The 21,825-nt window shown below is 66.3% G+C and carries 18 protein-coding genes; 8 read left to right on the top strand and 10 right to left on the bottom strand.

The window, feature by feature from the left end:
- The first annotated feature begins 10 nt into the window (after positions 1–10).
- From V7E00_RS06655 to moaB, 3 genes are read left to right on the top strand one after another with little or no spacing between them, the layout of a single operon-like run.
- Positions 11–688, top strand: coding sequence for a uracil-DNA glycosylase family protein (locus V7E00_RS06655; protein ID WP_333571862.1), 678 nt, complete (start codon positions 11–13; stop codon positions 686–688).
- Positions 685–2,610: a lytic transglycosylase domain-containing protein gene (locus V7E00_RS06650; protein ID WP_333571861.1), complete on the top strand. Its 1,926-nt coding sequence runs from the start codon at positions 685–687 to the stop codon at positions 2,608–2,610. The genes V7E00_RS06655 and V7E00_RS06650 overlap by 4 nt, the downstream gene beginning before the upstream one ends.
- Positions 2,600–3,127, top strand: a complete 528-nt coding sequence (moaB, locus tag V7E00_RS06645; protein ID WP_333571860.1) for a molybdenum cofactor biosynthesis protein B — start codon at positions 2,600–2,602, stop codon at positions 3,125–3,127. The genes V7E00_RS06650 and moaB overlap by 11 nt, the downstream gene beginning before the upstream one ends.
- A 137-nt stretch (positions 3,128–3,264) precedes the next feature.
- On the opposite strand, the gene V7E00_RS06640 is transcribed toward moaB, so the two are convergent.
- A complete protein-coding gene (locus tag V7E00_RS06640) occupies positions 3,265–3,600 on the bottom strand; it encodes a VOC family protein (RefSeq protein WP_333571859.1) in 336 nt (111 codons plus the stop codon).
- Between the two features lie 54 nt (positions 3,601–3,654).
- On the opposite strand from V7E00_RS06640, the gene V7E00_RS06635 reads away from it, so the two are divergent.
- Positions 3,655–4,725 carry a PA0069 family radical SAM protein gene (locus tag V7E00_RS06635; RefSeq protein WP_333571858.1) on the top strand — a complete coding sequence of 357 codons (1,071 nt, stop codon included), beginning with the start codon at positions 3,655–3,657 and terminating at the stop codon, positions 4,723–4,725.
- On the opposite strand, the gene V7E00_RS06630 is transcribed toward V7E00_RS06635, so the two are convergent.
- Positions 4,722–5,936 (bottom strand): SGNH/GDSL hydrolase family protein, encoded by a 1,215-nt coding sequence (locus V7E00_RS06630; protein WP_333571857.1) that lies wholly within the window; start codon positions 5,934–5,936, stop codon positions 4,722–4,724. The two genes, V7E00_RS06635 and V7E00_RS06630, sit on opposite strands and share 4 nt — an antisense overlap.
- Before the next feature lie 151 nt (positions 5,937–6,087).
- Here V7E00_RS06630 and V7E00_RS06625 point away from each other — a divergent pair, with 151 nt between their 5' ends.
- Positions 6,088–8,700 carry a M1 family metallopeptidase gene (locus tag V7E00_RS06625; protein WP_333571856.1) on the top strand — a complete coding sequence of 871 codons (2,613 nt, stop codon included), beginning with the start codon at positions 6,088–6,090 and terminating at the stop codon, positions 8,698–8,700.
- Positions 8,701–8,814: 114 nt separating this feature from the next.
- Here the strand turns inward: V7E00_RS06625 and V7E00_RS06620 are convergent, their stop codons facing one another.
- Positions 8,815–10,407 carry a long-chain fatty acid--CoA ligase gene (locus tag V7E00_RS06620; RefSeq protein WP_333571855.1) on the bottom strand — a complete coding sequence of 531 codons (1,593 nt, stop codon included), beginning with the start codon at positions 10,405–10,407 and terminating at the stop codon, positions 8,815–8,817.
- Between V7E00_RS06620 and V7E00_RS06615 the strand changes: the two genes are divergently transcribed.
- A complete protein-coding gene (locus V7E00_RS06615) occupies positions 10,394–10,750 on the top strand; it encodes a hypothetical protein (RefSeq protein ID WP_333571854.1) in 357 nt (118 codons plus the stop codon). The genes V7E00_RS06620 and V7E00_RS06615 overlap by 14 nt on opposite strands.
- A 19-nt stretch (positions 10,751–10,769) precedes the next feature.
- Here the strand turns inward: V7E00_RS06615 and dnaE are convergent, their stop codons facing one another.
- From dnaE to V7E00_RS06590, 5 genes are all read right to left on the bottom strand, one after another.
- Positions 10,770–14,249: a DNA polymerase III subunit alpha gene (dnaE, locus tag V7E00_RS06610; RefSeq protein WP_333571853.1), complete on the bottom strand. Its 3,480-nt coding sequence runs from the start codon at positions 14,247–14,249 to the stop codon at positions 10,770–10,772.
- A 198-nt stretch (positions 14,250–14,447) separates the two neighbouring features.
- Positions 14,448–14,930, bottom strand: a complete 483-nt coding sequence (locus V7E00_RS06605) for a glutathione peroxidase (RefSeq protein WP_333571852.1) — start codon at positions 14,928–14,930, stop codon at positions 14,448–14,450.
- Positions 14,927–15,610 (bottom strand): ABC transporter ATP-binding protein, encoded by a 684-nt coding sequence (locus V7E00_RS06600; RefSeq protein ID WP_333571851.1) that lies wholly within the window; start codon positions 15,608–15,610, stop codon positions 14,927–14,929. The genes V7E00_RS06605 and V7E00_RS06600 overlap by 4 nt, the downstream gene beginning before the upstream one ends.
- The gene (locus tag V7E00_RS06595; protein WP_333571850.1) at positions 15,603–16,853 is read right to left on the bottom strand and encodes a lipoprotein-releasing ABC transporter permease subunit; all 1,251 of its coding nucleotides are present in this window, start codon (positions 16,851–16,853) and stop codon (positions 15,603–15,605) included. Before V7E00_RS06595 ends, V7E00_RS06600 begins: the two co-directional genes overlap by 8 nt.
- Positions 16,854–17,277: 424 nt before the next feature.
- Positions 17,278–19,656, bottom strand: a complete 2,379-nt coding sequence (locus tag V7E00_RS06590) for a TonB-dependent receptor (RefSeq protein WP_333571849.1) — start codon at positions 19,654–19,656, stop codon at positions 17,278–17,280.
- A 223-nt stretch (positions 19,657–19,879) separates the two neighbouring features.
- Here V7E00_RS06590 and V7E00_RS06585 point away from each other — a divergent pair, with 223 nt between their 5' ends.
- A complete protein-coding gene (locus tag V7E00_RS06585; protein ID WP_333571848.1) occupies positions 19,880–20,350 on the top strand; it encodes an Hsp20 family protein in 471 nt (156 codons plus the stop codon).
- 139 nt (positions 20,351–20,489) lie between these two features.
- Here V7E00_RS06585 and V7E00_RS06580 read toward each other — a convergent pair whose 3' ends face one another.
- The gene (locus tag V7E00_RS06580; RefSeq protein ID WP_333571847.1) at positions 20,490–21,374 is read right to left on the bottom strand and encodes a class I SAM-dependent methyltransferase; all 885 of its coding nucleotides are present in this window, start codon (positions 21,372–21,374) and stop codon (positions 20,490–20,492) included.
- Positions 21,375–21,405: 31 nt separating this feature from the next.
- Here V7E00_RS06580 and V7E00_RS06575 point away from each other — a divergent pair, with 31 nt between their 5' ends.
- Positions 21,406–21,591: a MerR family DNA-binding transcriptional regulator gene (locus V7E00_RS06575; RefSeq protein ID WP_333571846.1), complete on the top strand. Its 186-nt coding sequence runs from the start codon at positions 21,406–21,408 to the stop codon at positions 21,589–21,591.
- On the opposite strand, the gene V7E00_RS06570 is transcribed toward V7E00_RS06575, so the two are convergent.
- A complete protein-coding gene (locus V7E00_RS06570; RefSeq protein WP_333571845.1) occupies positions 21,582–21,803 on the bottom strand; it encodes a hypothetical protein in 222 nt (73 codons plus the stop codon). The genes V7E00_RS06575 and V7E00_RS06570 overlap by 10 nt on opposite strands.
- Positions 21,804–21,825 lie beyond the last annotated feature (22 nt).

Below are 21,825 nucleotides of genomic sequence, written 5' to 3'. Positions count from 1 at the left end.
ACTCGCGAGCGTGCTCGAATGGTGGGATTCCGCCGGGGTCGACATGCTTGTGGAGGGCGAGGTCCGCGACTGGTTCGCCAAACCCGCCCCTCTTCGCGCCGAGCCGCAGCCCGAGCCTGCCGTAGCGGCCGTTCCCCCGGCGGTGCCGCAAACGCTGCCGGAGCTGATCGCCTGGCGCACCGGCGAAGCAGCCCCCGAGGCTGGTTGGCATACCCCGGTCATTCCCCCCACGATCGTGGCGGACTCCGCATGGACGATTTTTGTCGACATGCCCGAGCCGGAAGACACCGACACCTTGTGGAGCGGCCCTGCAGGCGCCCTGCTCGACCGGATGCTGGCCGCGGTGGGCCTGTCGCGCGAATCGGTGCAGCTGGTGCCGCTTTGCTTCGCGCGGCCGCTCACCGGCCAGGTGCCGGCGGATGCGGCGCCTCGTCTGGTGGAACTCGCCACGCGATTCCTGTCACTCGTGCAGCCGAAAAAGCTGCTGCTGCTCGGCCATGCGGCGACCCGTGCGGTTGTTGGGGCGGAAGCCTGGCCTCCGGAACTTCGTTTGCACGACGTTAACCGCTACGAGACCAATACCCAGGTGGTGGCGACCTACCATCCGCGCTCGCTGATCGAGCGCCCGGCCGCCAAGAGCGAAACCTGGAAACATCTGTTGCTGCTGAGCCGGGGACCGAGCCTTTGACCTTGCGCATCCTGCTTGCCGCCACGCTGATGACGGCGCCGATCGCCACGCCGGCCCTGGCCGCGTTGCCCGACGACACCAGCCCCGCGGTCATCGACGAGGACGCGCCTGCGCCGGCTGCGTCCAAGCGCGCCGGCGAAGGCATCCCGCCGCAGCTCGATGCCGATCAGCGCGCCGACTACCGCTTCGTTTTCGATGCGATCCGTGCCGGCCGCTGGGCAGACGCGCAGATCAAGCTCGATTCGATGAAGCCGGGCCCGCTCCACGCGATTGCCCGCGCGCAGCTCTACACGGCCAAGGGCTCTCCCCGCGTCGAGGCAGACCAGCTGGTCGCGCTGATCACCGAGGCGCCCGAGCTGCCCCAGGCAGAGCAGCTTGTGCGGCTGGCCAAGACGCGCGGCGTCAACGACCTGCCCTCGCTGCCGGTTGCCCAGCGGCTGATCTGGTTTGACGGCGCGCCGATCCGCAAGCGCGCGCGCTCGGTTCGCAGCGACAATGCCGCGACCGAAGTCGCGATTCTGATGTCGCCCTATGTGAAGGCCGACAACGGCCCTGCCGCCGAGGCGGTGGTCGCGCGCTTCGCGGGCGACCTGACGCCCGAGGCGCTGACCGAGTGGCAGCAGAAGGTCGCCTGGATCTACTATGTTGCCGGCGACGACGCCAATGCCCGCCGCATGGCAGCCAAGGCCGAGCAGGGAATGGGCGAATGGGCGGCGCAGGCCGACTGGGCCGATGGTCTGGCCGCATGGCGCCAGCAGGATTGCGCCGGCGCCACTGTGGCGTTCGAACGTGTCGCCACCCGCGCCAGCGACACCGAACTGCGCTCGGCAGGCCTGTTCTGGGGCTCGCGCGCCGAAATGGCGTGCGGTCGCCCGGACCGTGTCGCCGCCAAGCTGCGCGCCGCCAGCCAATATGGCGAGACTTTTTACGGCCTGCTCGCCCGCTCCAGCCTTGGTCTCGAGGAAAAGCGGCTCGAAGGCGATCGCTTCGTCAGCAAGGACTGGAGCGCGCTCGAGCGGCGCCCCAACATCCGCGTCGCCGCGGCGCTGAACGAGATTGGCGAGACGTCACTTGCCGACCAGGTGCTGCGCCACCAGGCCAAATTCTGCACGCCCGACGATCACGGGGCGCTCACGCGCCTCGCTGCACAGCTAAGCTTGCCGCAGACCGAGCTGTGGCTGGCGCATAACGGCCCGGCCGGCGCAAAGCCGATCGTGGAGGCGCGCTATCCGGTGCCGAACTGGTCGCCGGACGGCGGCTGGCGGGTAGATCGCTCGCTGGTGTTCGCACACACGCTGCAGGAATCGCGCTTCAATGCCGAAGTCCGCAGCGCGGCGGGCGCAATGGGGTTGATGCAGGTGAAGACCGGCGCCGCCATCGACGTGGGCCGCAGGCGGGGCGTGACCTATGCCGCCAGCGACCTCACCAAGCCGTCGGTCAACATGGAAATCGGCCAGTCCTATCTCGAGCAGCTGCGTGACATGCCGCTAACGCAAGGCCTGCTGCCGAAAGTGATCGCCGCCTATAATGCCGGCCCCAGCCCGGTCGACGCCTGGAACCAGGCCTCGCGCGATGGCGGGGACCCGCTGCTCTACATCGAGAGCATCCCGTACTGGGAGACGCGCGGCTATGTGATGACGGTGCTGCGCAACTACTGGATGTACGAGCTGCACGACGGCAAGCCCTCACCCAGCCGCGTGGCACTTGCGGGCGGCATGTGGCCGCGCTTCCCCGGCATGGCCGGCGCCAAGGCGGTGAAGCTCAGCACCCGGCGCGCGCCGCCGCTGACCTTCCCGGCGCCGCAGCCGGTGCTGCCCGCGGCGCCCTCGCCCCTTCAGCAGCAGTTGCAGCTGCCGGGCACCGGTACCAGCGTGACGATCAGCGCCGCCACCCTGCCGAGCGAGGTTGCGCGTGGCAATTGACGAGAGCATCGCCTTCCGCCCCGTCCGCATTGCCGTCCTCACCGTTTCCGACACCCGCACGCTGGCCGATGATCGCTCGGGGGACCGGCTGGTCGAGCGGCTGACGGAGGCGGGACACCTCCTCACCGACCGCATGATCCTGCGCGACGATGTCGACGCGATTGCGGCGCAGTTCGAGGCGTGGGTCGCGGCGCCGGGCGTCGAGGTGATCCTCGCCACCGGCGGCACCGGCGTGACCGGCCGCGACGTCACGCCCGAGGCGCTCGCCCGCGTGTGGGACAAGGAAATCCCCGGCTTCGGCGAGCTGTTCCGCTGGCTGAGCTACGCCAAGATCGGCACCTCGACGATCCAGTCCCGCGCCACCGCCGGCGTGGCCCGCGGCACCTATATCTTCGCGCTGCCGGGCTCGACCGGCGCGGTTACCGACGCGTGGGACGGCATCCTCGCCAGCCAGCTCGACATCCGCCACAAGCCCTGCAACTTCGTCGAGCTGATGGGGCGGCTGCAGGAGCGGTAAGCTCCGCGCACTTCCCGTTCAGCCGCGCCCCTGCGGAAGCAGGGGCCCAGGGCCACGAGCGACGTACTATCCTACCCTGAGCCCCTGCTTTCGCAGGGGCACGCTATGGCGTTGAGCCACTTTGAAAAAGGGCAACGTCAGCCCTCCATCACCCAGGCCGCGAGTTCATGCCCCTGCGGATCGCGAAAGTGAAACCGCCGCCCGCCGGGAAAGCTGAAGATCGGCACCGTCACCGTCCCGCCCGCCGCTTCCACCGCCGCCAGCGTCGCCTCCAGATCGTCGACCGCGATCACCGGCAACAGCGCCGTGCGCCCCTGCGCATCGCCGTCGATCCCGACACCGGTGTCCCCGCTCATCGTCGCGGCATAGCTCGGCCCGAAATCGGTGAACTGCCAGTCGAACACCTGCCCATAAAACGCCTTGAGCGTCCCCACGTCGCCCGCGGGCAATTCAAGATAGTTCAGTCGCGCCATCGCCGTGCCCCCAATGTTCTTGCTTCGTTCTATCGTTGTCATTAGCATCGCGCAATGGCAAAGAGTCGCCCTGTTCGCGGCGCCACGTTCAACGATGCGAGCGCGCGCTTCAACCTCCCCGCTCGCGAGGCGGACGGTGATTGGCTCGATGCGCAGGAAGCGATCGACGGCGCCCCGCCGCCGCTGCGCACCACGGTGACGGTGGAAACCCCGCGCACGATCATCAGCCGCAACCAGTCGCCGGACATCAGCTTCGAGCAATCGGTGAACCCCTATCGCGGCTGCGAGCATGGCTGCATCTACTGCTTCGCGCGGCCGAGCCATGCCTATCTCGACCTCTCCCCCGGCCTTGATTTCGAGAGCAAGCTGTTCGCCAAGCCCAGTGCGCCCGCGCTGCTGCGCGCTGAACTCGGCAAGCGGGCCTATGTGTGCACGCCGATCGCCTTCGGCACCAACACCGATCCCTATCAGCCGATCGAATCGACCTGGCGGATCACCCGTAGCTGCCTCGAATTGCTCGCCGAGTGTCGGCATCCGGTAACGATCACCACCAAGTCGAACCGCGTGGTCAAGGATCTCGACCTGCTCGCCCCGATGGCGGCACAGGGCTTGGCGGCGGTGATGCTGTCGGTCACCTCGCTCGACCCGAAGATCGCGATGACGGTGGAACCCCGCGCCCCGCATCCCGAACGCCGACTGGCCGCGATCCGCACCCTCACCGATGCGGGCGTGCCGGTGTTCGTCTCGATGTCGCCGGTGATCCCGCACGTCACCGATCACGAGATGGAGCATATTCTCGAGCGCGCCGCCGAGGCGGGGGCACGCGGCGCCTTCTTCCTGCCGGTGCGACTGCCCTGGGAAGTTGCGCCGCTGTTCCGCGCCTGGCTCGATGCGCATTTCCCCGATCGCGCGGCCAAGGTGATGGCGACGATCCAGTCGATCCGGGGCGGCAAGGACAACGATCCCGGCTTCTTCACCCGCATGCGCGGCCAGGGGCCCTGGGCCGAACTGCTTCGCACCCGCTTCAGCCGCGCGGTGACTCGGTACGGGCTAGACGGGGAACGGATGCGGCTGCGCACCGATCTGTTCCGCCCACCCGCGGGGCCGCAGGGCGAGCTATTCTAACGCAACGACGCCAGCGGCACCGCCTCGGCCATCGCCGCATAGCCCATCACCGAAGGATGCAGCCCGTCGCCGCTGTCATAGTCCTTGCGCAGCCGCTTCGGGTCCGTCGGATCGCGCATCGCTGCGTCCAGGTCCGCCACGGCGTCGAAATTGCCGGGCGTGCGGATCCAGCGGTTCACCGCCTGGCGATCGGCTTCGTTCTGCGCGTCCGGATGGTAATAGGCCGAACCCGCATAGGGTAGGATCGTCGCGCCGATGACTTTGATGCCGCGGGCATGCGCCCGGGTGACAATCTGGCGATAGGCATCGATCATCCGCGCCACCAGCACGGCATGCGCCTCGGGCGACACCGGGGCGTCGCGTGTGAGTGTGCCGAGATCGTTGACACCCTCGAGCACGATCAGGTGCGTCACTCCCGGCTGCCCGATCACATCATGATCGAACCGCGCCAAGGCGTTCGGGCCCAGCCCGTCATTGAGGAGCCGGTTGCCGCTGATCCCGGCGTTGAGCACCGCCACCCCGCCCATGCCGGGCGCAGCGCGCAGCCGCCGCTGGAGCGCATCGGTCCAGCGGGCGTTGGTGTTGGCCTTCACCCCATAGCCGTCGGTAATCGAGTCCCCGAACGCGACGATTGCACGCGCCTTGGGTGCAACCGCCTCGATTCCCGCGATCTGGAACCAGTGATCCACCGTCTTGGCGCCGGGCAGGTCGGCATCGCTGCCATGGTCGCCGTGCACCAGATAGGAGGTCGCGCGCGAGCCCGGGTGCCCGGTCTGCTGCGCGGGTGGCTGGGCGAGATGGAGGGAGATGGCGAGGTCCGTGCCCGGCGCCGCCCGCAGCTCCACCGGGTCGCTCCAGTAATCGGCGCCCGCCGGGATCGTCACGAGCGTGGCGCCGCCGAAGCGCAGCGGACGAAGCGTTCCAGGGTCGATCCGTGCACTGGCGGCATCGACTGCCCGGGCGATGGTGGCGCCGTCGAGGACGAGCGGCGTGGTTCCGAAACGGTTGGAGAAGCGCACCCGCAACTGCGTGGCCGCCCCCTGCAGCCGCACCACCTGGCGCAGCGTGGCGTCGGTCAGCTCGGCCGCCGGCAGCGCGTTCGTGCCCTCGAGCGCGAGCTGCGACGTCCACCAGGCTGTCGTCCAACGGCCGCCGGGCGTCGCCTGCGCGGTTGCCGTTGCCAGCAGCCCCACCGCAACCCAGCGCAGCATGCCTCGCACCATCCGATCCTCCCCGCCTTCTTGTGGGCGCCACCCTGACCGCGCCCGTGCCCAAGAGCAAGCACCGGCTGGCGCCTGGTGTGCTATTGCAGCAAGGCAGCAGGCGACCTAAGCATCCCGTATCCTCCATCAAGGAACCTCGATGCGCGCGCTTCTTTTCGCTTCCTCTGCCCTGTTGCTGCCAGTCGCTGCCCTCGCCCAGACACCCGCACAGCCCACCGGCAAGCTCTCCGATGCCGCCACGCCGATCGCCTATCGCCTGGATTTCACCATCCTGCCCGAGAAGGACCGATTCAATGGGCATACGGAAATCGACGTCGAGCTGAAGGCACCTGCGCGCAGCATCTGGATGCACGGCCGCGACCTCCATGTCGCCAAGGCCGTGGCGCGCGCGGGTGGCAAGGCCGTCGCCGCCACCTTCACCCAGAAGAGCCCCACCGGCCTGGCCCAGCTTGATTTCGGCAAGACGCTGCCCGCCGGTCGCGTGACGCTGGTGTTCGATTATGACGCCGCGTTCGGCAGCGGCACGCAGGGGCTCTACCATGTGAAGGTCGAGGACGCCTGGTACAGCTGGACCCAGTTCGAATCGATCGAGGCGCGCGCTGCCTTCCCGTCGTTCGACCAGCCCGGCTACAAGACGCCGTTCACCGTTTCGATCACCACCAGGCCCGGCTTCGCCGCGGTGAGCAACGCACCCGAGAGCGGCACGAGCAAGGCAGGCGATCTGGTCCGCCACCAGTTCGCGGCCACCAAGCCGCTGCCCACCTATCTGGTCGCGCTCGTCACCGGCCCCTTCGCCACCGCCGCGGCGATGATCCCGCCGACTCCGCAGCGTAGCACCCCGATGCCCTTGGGCGTCGTCGGCACCAAGCCCAATGCCGGCAAGCTGGACTTCGCGCTGAAGGAATCGGGCAAGATCGTTTCGCTGCTCGAGAATTACTTCGGCCAGCCCTTCCCTTTCCCCAAGCTAGACCAGATCGGCTCGCCGATCATGCCCGGCGCGATGGAGAATGCCGGCGCCGACATTTATGGCGACGGCATCCTGTTCCTCGACGAAAAGGATACGAGCGAGCGCAAGCAGGCGTTCGGCATGGTGGTGGCGCACGAACTGGCGCACCAGTGGTTCGGCGACCTCGTCACGCCCGCCTGGTGGGACGACATCTGGCTCAACGAGAGCTTCGCGAACTGGATGGGCTATCGCATCGGCAACGAATGGCGACCCGGCCTGAACATCGAGCTGAACGCGATCGAGGAAGGCTTCCAGGCGATGGACCTCGACGCGCTCGCCGCCGGCCGGCCGATCCACCAGCCGATCCCGAACGACGGCGATATCGACGCGGCGTTCGACCAGATCACCTATGGCAAGGGCGGGCAGGTCGTCGCGATGATCGCCGCCTATATGGGCGACACCCAGTTCCGCGACGGCGTGCGGCTGCACATGAAGCGCCACGCCTATGGCAACGCCAGCACCGAGCAGTTCTTCGGATCGCTGGCGGACGCTGCGCATGATCCGCGGGTGCTCGCCTCGCTGAAGAGCTTCGTCGACCAGCAGGGCGTGCCGCTGGTGACCTTGCATCGGGAAGGGGGTGCGCTCACCGCCACCCAGTCGCGCTACGGCTTCTTCGGCGCCAATCTGCCCGCCGAGCAATGGCTGGTGCCGCTATGCCTCCGCCAGGGCGAAGCGAAGAGCTGCACGCTGCTCGACAAGCCCCGCATGACCGTCTCCGCCAAGGGCAGCGGCGCGATCGTGCCGAACGCCGGCGGCTGGGGCTATTACCGCTTCGAGCTCGACCCGGCAGACTGGGACGCGCTGATCGCCGCAACCCCCACTTTGCCTGCAGCCGAACTGCTCGCCATCGACGACAGCGCCTGGGCGAGCTTCTATGCCGGTCGCAGCCCGGTGACGCGCCCGATCGCGCTGACCCGCGCGACCGCCACGCATGGCTCCACCAAGATCGTCTTCGACAACGCGCACCGCCTGCGCGACCTGGAAAAGCGTGGGCTGATCACCGCGCAGGCGCTCCCCGGCTACCGCAAGCTGTTCGTCGATCTGTACGGGCCGATGCTCACCAAGATCGGCTTCGATCCGGCCGCGGATGCCCATGCCAAGGAGGAAGCCGACCAGCGCGAGCTGCGCAAGGATCTGGTCAATCTGGTAGCGGTGACCGGCCATGACGCGGTGCTTCGCGGGAAGCTGATCAGCGCCTTCGATGCCTTCGCGGCAGGCGACGACAAGGCGCTCGATCCCGACTATCGCGGTGTCGCCGCGGCGATCGCGATCAACGAGCGGGGCGTGCCGCTGGTCGAGCAGCTGGCTGCCAAGGCCAAGGATCGGCCGGCGCTGTTCCAGGCGCTGGGCCAGGGCGTGACCGGATCGGGCAATGCCGAGGTCGCGCGCTGGTTCCTCAACGACTTCAAGGATCCGCGCATCAATGCCCGCCAGCGGCTGTTCACCGTCGCCGGCTTCCTGAAATCGCCCTATACGCGCGATCTCGCCAGCGACTTCATGATCACGCACTTCGACGAGTTCGTCCAGAATGGCGGCGGCGGCGGCGTGTTCTCGGGGCGCGCGGCGCAGATGTTCGGCGCGCTGTGCTCGAACGCGCAGGCCGATGCCGTGGACGCCAAGCTCCGGCCGACCACCCGCGGCAGCACGCTGAGCCTCGATCGGGCGATCGAGACCATCCGCACCTGCGCCCGCTTCCGCGACGCCAAGGCCGGCGAAGTGAGCGCCGCGATCATCGCGGGGAAGTAAGGTCTGGGCGCCCTCCTCACCGGGGAGGGCGCGCCAGACACTGGAACAACGCCGCCCGGTCCCGGATCTCATCCCCACCGTCGCGGGGGTGACGAAGAGAATGCACAGCGCGCCTCACGCGGCCTTCAGCGCATAGTCCTTGTAGCGCTTGCGGATTTCCATCTTGAGCAGCTTGCCGGTAGCGGTGTGCGGCAGACTGTCGACGAAGTGGATCTCGTCGGGCAGCCACCATTTGGCGACATGCTGCCCCAGATGGGTGAGGATCTCCGCCTCGCTGACCGCGCTGCCCGGCTTGCGGACGACGAGCAGGATCGGCCGTTCCTCCCAGCGCGGATGATAGACGCCGATCGCCGCCGCCTCGGCAACGCCTTCGCAGCCGACGGCGGCATTCTCGAGCTCGACTGAGCTGATCCACTCGCCGCCGGACTTGATCACGTCCTTTGCACGATCGGTGATCTGCATCACTCCATCCGGATGCAGCACCGCCACGTCGCCCGTGTCGAACCAGTTGTCGGCATCGATGGCGGGCTGCTCCTCGCGATAATAGCGCGACACCACCCAGGGTCCGCGAACCTGCAGCCGGCCCGAAGACTTGCCGTCGCGGGGCAGGAGATCACCAGCGTCGTCCACCGTGCGCAGTTCGACGCCGTAGGGCACCTTGCCCTGCTTGCTGACCTGGTCGACCTGCGCCTCGAAGCTCAGTTCGTTCCAATCGGGCGAGGGCGCCCCCATCGTGCCGATCGGGCTGGTTTCGGTCATCCCCCAGGCGTGGTTGACCCGCATGCCCATCTTCATCAGCCGTTCGATCATCGAGCGCGGCGCTGCCGATCCGCCAATGGTGACGATCTTGAGGTATTTCGGGCTCTCGCCGGTCGCATCGATATGCTGAAACATGGCGAACCACACAGTCGGCACGCCGGCCGAATGCGTGACCTTCTCGCGGTTCATCAGCTCGCACAGGATCTTGGGATCGTTGACCGCCGAAAACACCATCTTCGCGCCCACCGCCGGCGCGGCCCAGGGCAGCCCCCAGCCGACCGCATGGAACATCGGCACGATCGGCATCGCGACCGATTGCGTGGAGAGATCGAATTCGGCCGGCTGCAGCTCGGTCAGCGCATGAAGCACCGTCGAACGATGGGTGTAGACCACGCCCTTGGGATTGCCGGTCGTGCCGCTGGTATAGCAGAGCATCATCGGCTCGCGTTCGTCACCGGTCACCCATTGATAGGCGCCGTCCTCGGCAGCGATCCATGCCTCGAACCCTTCAGGACCGAGATCGTCGAAACAGATATAATGCTCGATCGTGGTCCATTGCGGCCTCAGCCGCTCGACCACGGGCGCGAACATCCGGTCGTAGAGCAGCACCCGATCCTCGGCATGGTTGCCGATAAAGGCGAGCTGGTCGTCGAACAGCCGCGGGTTGATCGTGTGGATCAGCGCGCCCATGCCGGTGGCGCCGTACCAGGCGACCAAATGACGGCTGTGGTTCATCGCCAGCGTCGCCACCCGGTCGCCCCTGCGGATGCCCAGCCGCTCCAGCGCCTGCGCCATCCGCCGCGCATCCTGTGCGACACCTGCCCAGCTCGTTCTTGTCTCGCTGCCATCCGCCCAGCGGGTGACGATCTCGCGCGGCCCGTGCTCCCGCGCCGCGTGATCGAGCAGGGTGGATACCCGAAGCTCGAAATCCTGCATGCCGCCCAGCATATGCCTCTCCATTGCGTGGCTGTTTTGGCACAGGATACGCCTTCATCCAAAGGAGTCGAGGGGGCTGGCGCGCATCCTGCTTTTCGCGCCGGCGAAGCAGAATCGCCCGCACCGGCTCGCGGATTTCGTTGCAGGCGATCGCAACGGCGTGGCCGAGATCGCTCAGCCCGCGGCACACCAGCCCGGCAAGCTCCAGCAGCGCTGCGACCAAGGGCACAGCCATCCGGCTGTATCAGGCAAAGACATGGCCCATGCAGTTGCCCCCGAGGCGCGCCGCCGCAAAAGCGACGACGCGCCCGTTCCGATCCTCGTGCATTATAGAGGCGTTGGCAGCGAACGCTAAGAAATCGGCGAGATCGCGTTCAGGCGGCTGCTGCCAACTTCATGCTCGCCGGCATCAGCGACGCCGCCTTCACGCCGGGCATGCCCTCGATCTGCGCCGCCAGCTCGGTATCCAGCCGGAAGCCGCGGCCCAGCATCACCGTCGCCTCGCCGCCGTCGATCGGTGCGTGCAGCAGGATCTCGCCCCTGCCCCCGCCGCGCAGCTCGCCGACCAGCGCGGCAAGCTGCGCCGGCACGGTTGGATCCTCGATCCGAATCTCCATCACCAGCTGGGTGGTGCCTGCCAGCGTATCGAAGGGCTGGACCCGCTTCACCGCCGCGCGTGGCGTATCCTCGCCCGGGCGCTTGTCGAGCTCCAGCGTCAGGATCGCGCAGCCGGTGCCGGCGGCGCAGGCTTCCATATCCTTGGCGATCAGCTCCTCGAAGCACGAGGTCTGGATCTGCGCGCTGCGGTCCGAGATCGTCGCCATCAGATATCGGTTGCCGCGCGCCGAAGTGCGGTAGCGGCAATCCTCGATCAAGGCGGCGATCTGCGCATTCACGCGCGCTCCCTCGGGGATCTGCATGTCCGGCAGCGTCGCGATGTCGCGAACACCCTGGCCGCGGAACAGATGTTCATAGCGGTCGAGCGGATGCGCCGAGAAATAATAGCCGAAGGCATCCTTCTCTGCGTTGATCTTGTCGGACATCGACCAGACGGCGTCCTTGGGCACCGTGATGCCGCCGCCCGCCGGTTCGGCATCGCCGAACAGCCCGCCCTGCCCGCTCATGCGGGTGGCATGGTCGCGCTGGGCGACCGCGAGGATCGTCTCGGCGGCGGCGTGCACGCCGGCCCGGTTGGGCTCGATGCTGTCGAACGCGCCCGCCGAGGCCAGCGTTTCGAGCTGGCGCTTGTTGAGCACGCGGGGATCGACGCGCTTGGCAAAATCGTCGAGGCTGGCGAAGCGCCCGTTCTTCTCGCGCTCCTCGACCAGCAGCTCCATCGCCCGCTCGCCCACGCCCTTCAGCGCACCGAGCGCATAGCGTACGGCCAGCCCGTCGCCATGCGCCTGGACGGTGAAGTCAGCCTCGCTGGCGTTGATGTCCGGCGGCGTCGCTTCGATGCCGAGGCGACGCATGTCATCGGCAAACACCGCCAGCTTGTCGGTCTGGTGGATGTCATACGCCATCGAAGCGGCGAAGAACTCGTGCGGATGGTGCGCCTTCAGCCACGCCGTCTGATAGGCGAGCAGCGCATAGGCAGCCGCGTGCGACTTGTTGAAGCCATAGCCGGCGAACTTGTCGATCAAGTCGAACAGCTCGTTCGCCTTGGCCGCCGGGATGTCGTTCACCTCCTTGCAGCCCTTCACGAAGATGCTGCGCTGGGCATCCATCTCCGCCTTGACCTTCTTGCCCATCGCGCGCCGCAGCATGTCTGCGCCGCCCAGCGTGTAGCCGGCGAGGATCTGCGCGGCCTGCATCACCTGTTCCTGGTAGACGAAGATCCCGTAGGTCTCGCCAAGGATCGGCTCGAGCAGATCGTGCGGATAGACGATCGGCTCGCGCCCGGCCTTTCGCGCGCCGAACATCGGGATGTTGTCCATCGGGCCCGGGCGGTAGAGCGACACGAGCGCGACGATGTCGCCGAAATTGGTCGGCCGCACCGCAGTCAGCGTGCGGCGCATGCCTTCGGATTCCAGCTGGAACACGCCCACCGTGTCGCCACGCTGGAGGAGGGCGTAGACGCCCTCGTCGTCCCAATCGAGCCGGTCGAGATTCACGTCGACGCCGCGCTTGGCGAGCAGCACCACCGCCTTCTTGAGCACCGACAGCGTCTTGAGACCGAGAAAGTCGAACTTCACCAGCCCCGCGCCTTCGACATTCTTCATGTCGAACTGGGTGACCGGCATGTCCGAGCGTGGATCGCGATAGAGCGGCACCAGCTGCGCGAGCGGCCGGTCGCCGATCACCACGCCGGCGGCGTGGGTCGAGCTGTGGCGCGGCAGGCCTTCCATCCGCATCGACAGGTCGACGAGACGCTTCACATCCTCGTTGCCCTTATATTCGGCGAGGAATTCGCTCACGCCGTTCAGCGTGCGCTCCAGCGTCCAGGGGTCGGTCGGGTGGTTGGGGATCTGCTTGGCGAGGCGATCGACCTGGCCATAGCTCATCTGCAAGACGCGGCCGACATCCTTGATCACGGCGCGCGCCTTCATCGTCCCGAAGGTGATGATCTGCGCGACGTGATCGCGGCCGTATTTCTCCTGGACGTAGCGGATCACTTCGCCGCGCCGGGTTTCGCAGAAGTCGATGTCGAAGTCGGGCATCGAGACGCGTTCCGGATTGAGGAAGCGTTCGAACAGCAGACCCAGCTTGAGCGGATCGAGATCGGTGATGGTCAGCGCCCAGGCGACCGCCGAGCCCGCGCCCGAACCGCGCCCCGGCCCGACCGGGATGTCGTTCGACTTCGCCCATTGGATGAAGTCGGCAACGATCAGGAAGTAGCCCGGGAACCCCATCTGGATGATGATGTCGAGCTCGAACTGGAGGCGCTGGTTATATACCTCCACTTCCGATGGATCGGTGATGCCGGCGAAATCGAGCCGGTCCTTCAGCCCCTGCCAGCTGCGCTCGCGCAGCATCGCCGCTTCGCCCTCGCGGTCGCCCGCGAGGCTGGGCAGGATCGGCTTGCGCTTGGGCGCGGCATAGGCGCAGCGCTGCGCCACGACGAGCGTGTTCTCGATCGCCTCGGGCAGATCGGCGAAATCGGTCTTCATCGTCTCGGCCGGCTTGAGCCAGGCCTCGGGCGAGGAGCGCGGGCGATCGTCGGTTTCGAGATAGGTCGAGTTGGCGATGCACAGCATTGCGTCGTGCGCGCTGTAGAAATCGGCGTCGGCGAAGCAGGCCGGGTTCGTACCCACCAGCGGCAGGTTGCGGGCGTAGGCCAGGTCGATCAGCTTTGCCTCGGCGCGGGTCTCCACCTCGTTGTTGCGCCGGGCGATCTCGACATAGAGCCGATCCGGAAACAGCGCCTCCAGCTGGGCGACATAGGCCTCGGCGGTCCTGTCCTGCCCCTCGGCATAGAGCCGGGCGAGTGCACCCTCGGCGCCGGCGGTGAGGCAGATCAGTCCGTCGGTATGGCCGGTGAGCGCCGCAAACGGCACATGGGCGTCTTCCTCGATCGGGCGATCGAGATGCGCCTGCGAGACGAGGTGGCAGAGATTTTCATAGCCGGTCTGGTCCTGCGCATAGAGCGCGAGCCAGTCGATCGGCACGTTCAGCCCCTCGGCGAGGTTCGAGCGCTTGACCGCCAGCAGCGTGCCGACGATCGGCTGGACGCCGGCCTTCTTGGCGGCATCCGAAAAGCTCATCGCGGCATAGAGACCGTTGCGATCGGCGACGGCGATGGCGGGGAAACCGTGGCTCTTGGCGTGCTTGGCGATCGCCTTGGGGTCGATCGCCCCTTCCAGCATGGTGTAGCAGGAGAAAACCCGAAGAGGTACGAAACCGGAATGCGCCATGCCCGAACCTAGGAGCTTGCGCGCCGATTTGCCAACCCGCCGCCAGGCTTCTCCACAGCTTTTGCGCACGGCCGACCAATCCCCCCGGATCGGACCAATCCACGCCTGCACAAATGCGTAGATATGGTAAACGGAACGGGCGGCCGGGGCATCCACACACCTCCCGCCCCGGCCGTGCTTTTTCGCGCTTCCTGCGCGTTAAAGCAGCTTCTCGATGCCCGCACCAATGGCGCTCGGTGCCGTCGTCGGGGCGTAGCGCTCCACTACCTTGCCGTCGCGATCCACCAGGAACTTGGTGAAGTTCCACTTGATCGCCTGGGTGCCGAGTACGCCGGGTGCCTGCGCCTTCAGTGCCTGGAACAGCGGCGCAGCGTTGCCGCCGTTGACGTCGACCTTGGCGAACACCGGAAAGGTCACGTCGTAGGTGAGCGAGCAGAAATTCGCGATTTCTTCTGCGTTGCCCGGTTCCTGCGCGCCGAACTGGTTGCAGGGAAAGGCCAGTACCGCGAAACCTCGATCGCGATAGGCGCGCCAGAGCTGCTCCAGCTCCTTGTACTGGGGGGTGAAGCCGCACTTGGATGCGGTGTTGACCACCAGCAGCACCTGGCCGGTGAAGTTGGAAAGATCGCTGGTGGTGCCGTCCGGCAACGTCACCGGAATCTGCGTGATCGCTTCGCTCATGCCATTTCCTCCAGGCGCCCTTCGTGCAGCCGCACCACGCGGTCCATCCGTTTGGCGAGCCGTTCATTATGAGTCGCGACCAGCGCCGCCGAACCTTCGTTGCGGACAAGGTTCAGGAATTCGCCGAACACCCGGTCCGATGTCGCCTCGTCGAGATTGCCGGTAGGCTCGTCCGCCAGCACCAGCGGCGGGCGATTGGCCAGCGCGCGGGCCACCGCGACGCGCTGCTGTTCGCCGCCCGAAAGCTGGTTGGGCCGGTGCGTCAGCCGATGGCCCAGGCCGAGCAGGGTGAGCAGCTCGATCGCCCGCGCCTGCGCCTCGGCACGGGTACCGCCGCGGATCATCTGCGGCAGCACGACATTTTCGGTCGCATCGAAATCGGGCAGGAGGTGGTGGAATTGATAGACGAAGCCCAGCTTGTCGCGGCGCACCTCGGTCCGCCCACCGGCAGGCAGCTTCGCGGCCTCCTCTCCGACGATGCGGATCGATCCCTCAAATCCGCCCTCGAGCAGGCCCACGGCCTGCAGCAGGGTCGACTTGCCCGAGCCCGAAGGCCCGAGCAGCGCAACGATCTCGCCCGGCTGGACGTCGAGGTCGACGCCGCGCAGCACGTCGATCCGCACCCCGCCCTGTTCGAAGCTGCGGCGCAGGTCGCGCGTCTGGAGAACCGGATCACTCATAGCGCAGCACCTGGACAGGATCGGTGCTCGCTGCCTTCCACGCGGGGTAGAGGGTAGCGAGGAAGGTGAAGATCAGCGCCATCGCGCAGATCGCGAAGGTCTGGAACGGATCGGTCTTGGCGGGCAGCTCGGTGAGGAATCGCATCTGCGGATCCCACACCTTCTGCCCGGTCACCGCGCCGATCACCCATACCACCTGCTCGCGGAAGGTGATGAAGAAGAAGGCGAGCACGCCCCCTGCCCCTACGCCCAGCGCCCCGATGGTGGTGCCGACGGTGACGAAGATCCGCATCAGGCCGCCGCGCGTCGCCCCCATCGTCCGCAGCACCGCGATGTCGCGCGTCTTGGCGCGCACCAGCATGATCAGCGACGAAATGATGTTGAACGAGGCAACGACCAGGATGATCGACAGGATCGTGAACGAGACGATGCGATCCACCGACAGCGCCTCGAACAGCTCGCTGTTCATTTTCCGCCAGTCGGTGATCTGGGCCACGTCGCTTACCTTGCTCGCCAAGGGGCCGACGATCTGCTCGATCTGATCTGGCTTGCTGGTATCAATCCGCACCATGCCCACCGTGTCGCCCATCAGCAGCAACGTCTGCGCGTCCTCGATCGGCATGATGATGTAGCTCTTGTCATAGTCATACACCCCGACCTCGAAGATCGCGGCGACACGATATTTGACGATGCGAATATTGGTCCCGAACGGCGTCGCCACGCCGAGCGGATTGACGATCGAGATTTCCGAACCGATCGACGCGCCCAGCGCTTCGGCCAACCGCGAACCGATCGCCACCTGCTCGCTCCCGGGCTTCAGGCTCTTGAACGAGCCCAGGATTTCCTTGCCCTTCAGCGTGGCGTTCTCCTCGATGTCCCGCACCCGCATGCCGCGCACCAGCGAGAACTCGGTCCGGCCATTGTAGATCGTGAACAGCGGCTGCTCGATCAGCGGCGTGGCCGCAGTGACGCCGGGGATTGCCTTGGCTTCGTCCGCGATGCGGCGCCAGTCGCGCAGCTGGCCGTTATAGCCCTGCACCACCGCATGGCCGTTCAGCCCGGAGATCTTGTCGAACAGTTCGGCGCGAAAGCCGTTCATGATGCTCATCACCACGATCAGCGCGGCGACGCCAAGCATGACGGCGACCAGGCTGAAGCCGGCGACGACGGCGATGAAGGCTTCGCTGCGCCCGGGCAGCAGATAGCGGCGGGCGATCATTCGCTCGTAGCGCGAGAGTAGCATGGGGATCCTCTAGGGCCAGTCAGCCAATGTGGGAAGCGTTCTGTTGCCGATTCGACACAGGGTTGCCGCAATCTGCTGACGCCAGCCTGTCGACCGGTGACAAAGCCCGCGCAGGCTTCTACCAAGAAACCGTCGAAGCGCAGGCGCAAAAAGGCCACGGTTCGGGGAGGTTCCCAGCTCCATTTGCGATCAATCGCAAGTGTATGAAGCGGGATCCTATCAAGGGGGCTGACGAGCATTCGTCACGCAGGCGCCCGGGCTGGCAACGGTCCGGGCGTTTTCGTTTTCGGCCTTCCCGCCAGCCGCTCGATCGCCTGTACAACCTTATCGCGTACTTGCGTCCCAACGCTATCGGGCGGAGCAGGTCACCCTGCCCCGCCCGCCAACCTCCCCCGGCCATGGCGAGAGGTCAGTGCGTGCACGATCAGAAGGAACCGCTGATCGTGAAGCCCCAGGTGCGCGGATCGCCGGGCTGGCCGACGATCAGGCCGGTATTGCCGGACTGCACGGAGAGAAGCTCGAAGTAGCGCTTGTCGAACGCGTTTCGCACCCAGGCGAAGGCGTTCACCTTGCCCTTGCGATAGCCGAGCCGGAAGTTGGACAGCGCATAGCCGTCGATCCAGGTATAGGCCGAAGGCGACGGATTGGACGAGAAGCGCGAACGCCAGCTTCCGTCATAGCCGAGATAGACCTGCCCCTCGGCTACCGGCACGTTCACCTCGCCGCCGAAGCCCAGCGCCCATTTGGAGATGCCCGGCAGCACCTGGCCGGAAATGTCGCAATTGGCCGGGCTCACGCCGCCGGGCGTGCCCGGCGCGCTCGGCGTTGCGCCGGTGGTGCCACCCGACAGCTCCGGCGGGCATGGCGCGTCGCGGAAGCGAACGTACTTCGCATCGGTATAGGCGCCGTTGACGTAAAGCTTGAAGCGGTCGGTCGGCTGGAAGTTGGAGTCGAACTCGACACCGCGGACGCGCACCTTGTCGGCGTTGGCGAGATAGCCGCGGATCACCCCCAGCTGGCCGTTGGTGACGGTCGCCTGATAATCCTTCACCTCGGTCCAGAAGCCCGCAACGTTGAAGGTCGCGCGGCGATCGAGGAACTGCGTCTTCAGGCCCAGCTCGAAATGGTTGACCTTCTCCGGCTTGACCGAGGCGGCCCCCAGGATCGGGTTGTTGTTCAAATCGAGCGGCAGGCCGGAAAGGTTGATGCCGCCGGACTTGAAGCTGCGCGCATAGGTCGCATAGCCGTGCACGTCGCGTGCGAAGTCGTAGGAAAGCGTCGCGTCGCCCGAGATGTTCCAGTCGCTGAACCGCGCCGAATAGTTCTGCGGCGCCAGCACGCCGCGCTGGTCGGCGGTGAGCGTCGTGCTGCCCGCACCGTTGGTCACCACCGCAAGATAGGACCCGGTCTTCTTGTCATAGTTCACCCGCAGCCCGGGCTGGAACCGCAACTTCGATACCACTTCCCAGTTGAGCTTGCCGAACACCGCGAAGCTGGTGTTGTCGAACCCGATCGTGTTCTTCGAGGTAAGCCCGTTCAGCGTCGCCGGATTGTTCGCCGCCGCGCTGCTCGGGTTGAGCAGCCAGCGGCTCGCCGCCGGGCCCTGAACCTGCGAACCTTGCGTGTCGATCGTCTGGTGGAACACGAACACGCCGGCGGTGTAGTCGAGCCTGTTCTTGCCATTGGAGGCGATGCGCAGCTCCTGCGTCACCTGTTTCTGCTGCGACCGGTTCTGCGAGACGGTGGTGATCGGCAGGCCGACGAAATCGCGATCGTTGGCCGGCTGCCAATCCCAGTAGCGCCAGGCGCTGACCGAGGTGACGGTGGCGCCGCCCAGATCCCAGTTTGCCACCAGCGACGCGCCGCCGATCTCCTGGCGCGAGTTGATGTCGGCATCGAGATCGGTGCGGCGGTCGAACGGATCGGTGCTCGGCGGCGCGTAGCCGAACGCCGCCGCAAGCGCGGCATATTGCCGGTTGAGCGGCCGCTGGGTGGTGCCGGTGCGGACATAATATTGCACACAGCACAGCGGGTTCTGCAGGTTGAAATCGCCCGACAGCGTCAGGTCCAGGTTCGGCGCCGCGCGCCACAGCAGCTGGCCGCGGAGCCCGTAATTGTCGAGCCGGTGAAGGTTCGTGTCGCTGCGGGTGTCGTAGATCGTGCCCTTGCGGTTGGTTACCGAGGTCGAGATCCGCACCGCCAGCTTGTCCTCGGCGATGGGCGCCGAGGCGGAGGCCTTGAGCTGGAGGAAGTTGTAGTTGCCGGTGCTCGCCTCGAAGCGGAATTCAGGAGTGAAGCTCGGCTTGCGCGTGGTGATGTTGATCGCGCCCGCCGTGGTGTTCTTGCCGTACAGCGTGCCCTGCGGCCCGCGAAGCACCTCAACCCGCTCGACATCGACAAAATCGAAGGTCGAGGCACCGACCCGGCCGATATAGACGCCGTCGACATAGAAGCCGACGCCCTGCTCGATCCCGTCATTGGTGAGGCCGAACGGCGCGCCGAGGCCGCGGATGTTGATGGCGGTATTGCGCGGGTTGCTCGAATAGAATTGCAGCGCCGGCTGCGACTGCTGGATGCGCGCGACGTTGAACGCCCCGGCTTCGGCCAGCGTCGCGCCGCTCAGCACCGAAATGGCGACCGGCACCTCCTGCACCCGCTCCTCGCGGCGCCGGGCGGTGACGACGATGTCGCCGTCCTGCTGCTGCGGTTCCTCGGCGACGGGCGCGGGCGCGGGCGCGTCGCGATCGTGCACGGCAGGCATCGCGCTGGATAGCAAGAGCAGCGGAATCAGCGGCAGGCTCATTGTGTTCCCCTAAATCGTTGCCGCAATCTCCACTGTATCGGTCGGGTTTAGCGAGGAAGGAGATGTTTAGGGCCGCCTAGCCCGGATTGGCCCCTCTTGAATTAGCAGAGCGCAACACCAGATCAGCGTGGCGAGGCGCCGAACGGGTCTCGTAGCGGTGTCGCGGCAGTATGCCGGGCATCGATACCCATGACGTTCAAATTGCTCACAGGAGGATATGAAGATGCGTCAGTTCGACTTTACCCCCTTCCGTCGTTCCGCCATCGGGTTTGATCGGCTGTTCGACTTGCTCGAAGCCAGCGCCCGTCAGGCTACTTCGGAGAACTATCCCCCCTTCAACCTCGAGCGACTTGCCGAGGACCGCTATCGCATCACCATTGCGGTGGCCGGCTTCAAGGCGGACGAGATCGACATCACCGCGCAGCAGAACCTGCTGCTGGTCGCCGGCAAGAAGGCCGGGGAGAATGAGAACAACCAGGGCAATTATCTGCACCTGGGCATTGCGAACCGCAGCTTCGAGCGCCGCTTCGAACTCGCCGACTTCGTGCGGGTGGAGAATGCGAACTTGGCCGACGGCCTGCTGACGATCGAACTGCTGCGCGAAGTGCCCGAGGCGATGAAGCCCAAGAAGATCCAGGTGGGTTCCGGCAGCGAGCCGGCGGCGATCGACCATCGCACGGCCAACGCAGCCTAACCCGCTTGGCAAGTGCGCGGCGCCCCTCCCCCTTTGGCGCCGCGACGGGGCGCCCGGGCTTCGGCCCGGGCGCCTTTTCTTTTGGGAGCGCGCGGCAGGAACATCTCGATCGCGTTCGCCCCCAGACCAGGCGTGACGGTTATAGCCGCTGCGTGGCGGATCGCGCGCTGATCATCCAGCACGCGGCCTGGAACTGAGCGGTATCGTCGGTGACGAACTTGGCGAACGCGGCATCCAGCGCTGCCGAAACGCTGTCATGACTGGCGCTATCGAGATCGGGCAGGACCATTCCGATCCTCCCCATCCTATGCGCATACCGGCGAAGATCCGTTCTCGCCATCGTGCACGGAATGTCCACCGGAACGATCTCGACGCTTCGCCATCCCGAAGCCTTTAGAATCTGGTTGATTCGATCGGGATCTGCCCAGGCAAATTGGCCGGGTGCATCAGGATCGGGCTGGTCACTCCATCCCAGCAGCGGACCCACGGCGCGCTCGGCCGCCGTCATGAAGTCGTTCTCCTCCCAGCTACGCCATACGAGGCAGGTCAGCGTGCCGCCGGGGCTGATCGCGCGGCCGATGTTCGCCAGCGCCGCCTCCGGTACGTCGAAAAACATCACTCCAAAGCGCGATACAATCGCGTCGAACGATCCGGTCGCGAAGCTGAAACGCTGGGCGTCACCCGCAAGAAATTGCGCGTTGTCCGCACCGTCTGTCGCGGCGCGCCGCCGAGCGTGGTTCAACATCGGCTCCGAGATGTCGATCCCGGTGCAGCTTCCGAGTGGCGCCAGCCGCTTGGCCATCGCGAGGGTGGTGGCGCCCGCGCCACAGCCGACGTCCAGGACGCTTCGTGGCGAATGTGCCAACGCGGCCTCGGTTAGGATCCGTTCCAAAGGGAGAAAGATCCGGTCGAGCAGTGGCTGAAGGTCGACCCACGCTGTTCCCCGCCGGTCCTTCCAGGCCAGATCTCCTTCTCGAAGATGTTCCACCGCTTCCTCCTTGATGCCGTTGATGATTCGCGGCACCGTGCCACTTCAAGTTAACTTGAGGTCAAGCGTGGCTCTGATCGATATTGCCGAAGTTTCGCGCCGAACCGGAGTGCCGGCCTCTACATTGCGCTACTATGAGGAAAAGGGCCTCATCGAGTCCCTGGGCCGGCGAGGCTTGCGACGCACGTTCGATGCTGGCGTGGTCGACCGATTGTCGCTGATCGCGCTCGGGCAGAGGCTGGATTATCGCTGACCGACATCGGCGACATGCTTGGCTCTGGTGGCGATGTCCACATCGACCGAAAGGTGCTCGCGACAAAAGCAGATCAGATCGACCGTGCCATCAAAAGGATGACCGCGCTTCATGATGGGCTGCGCCACGCCGCGAACTGCCCCGCGATCCGCCATGCCGAATGTCCCACATTCCGCCGTCTGCAGCGCGCCGCCCTTGGCCGTAGGCGTCATGCAAGCAAGGAAACAAACGCGA

The sequence above is a fragment of the Sphingomonas sp. genome (assembly GCF_036731925.1).
Lineage (GTDB): Bacteria > Pseudomonadota > Alphaproteobacteria > Sphingomonadales > Sphingomonadaceae > Sphingomonas.
The sequence above is the reverse complement of the archived record's forward strand: the minus strand, read 5'-3'. Positions and strand labels throughout refer to the sequence as shown.

Coding starts and splice junctions, on each gene's coding strand:
- V7E00_RS06640 (WP_333571859.1), bottom strand. CDS start 3,600: ATGGCGCGACTGAACTATCTTGAATTGCCCGCGGGCGACGTGGGGACG.
- V7E00_RS06635 (WP_333571858.1), top strand. CDS start 3,655: ATGGCAAAGAGTCGCCCTGTTCGCGGCGCCACGTTCAACGATGCGAGC.
- V7E00_RS06630 (WP_333571857.1), bottom strand. CDS start 5,936: ATGCTGCGCTGGGTTGCGGTGGGGCTGCTGGCAACGGCAACCGCGCAG.
- V7E00_RS06625 (WP_333571856.1), top strand. CDS start 6,088: ATGCGCGCGCTTCTTTTCGCTTCCTCTGCCCTGTTGCTGCCAGTCGCT.
- V7E00_RS06615 (WP_333571854.1), top strand. CDS start 10,394: ATGCCGCCCAGCATATGCCTCTCCATTGCGTGGCTGTTTTGGCACAGG.
- V7E00_RS06620 (WP_333571855.1), bottom strand. CDS start 10,407: ATGCTGGGCGGCATGCAGGATTTCGAGCTTCGGGTATCCACCCTGCTC.
- dnaE (WP_333571853.1), bottom strand. CDS start 14,249: ATGGCGCATTCCGGTTTCGTACCTCTTCGGGTTTTCTCCTGCTACACC.
- V7E00_RS06605 (WP_333571852.1), bottom strand. CDS start 14,930: ATGAGCGAAGCGATCACGCAGATTCCGGTGACGTTGCCGGACGGCACC.
- V7E00_RS06600 (WP_333571851.1), bottom strand. CDS start 15,610: ATGAGTGATCCGGTTCTCCAGACGCGCGACCTGCGCCGCAGCTTCGAA.
- V7E00_RS06595 (WP_333571850.1), bottom strand. CDS start 16,853: ATGCTACTCTCGCGCTACGAGCGAATGATCGCCCGCCGCTATCTGCTG.
- V7E00_RS06590 (WP_333571849.1), bottom strand. CDS start 19,656: ATGAGCCTGCCGCTGATTCCGCTGCTCTTGCTATCCAGCGCGATGCCT.
- V7E00_RS06585 (WP_333571848.1), top strand. CDS start 19,880: ATGCGTCAGTTCGACTTTACCCCCTTCCGTCGTTCCGCCATCGGGTTT.
- V7E00_RS06570 (WP_333571845.1), bottom strand. CDS start 21,803: ATGACGCCTACGGCCAAGGGCGGCGCGCTGCAGACGGCGGAATGTGGG.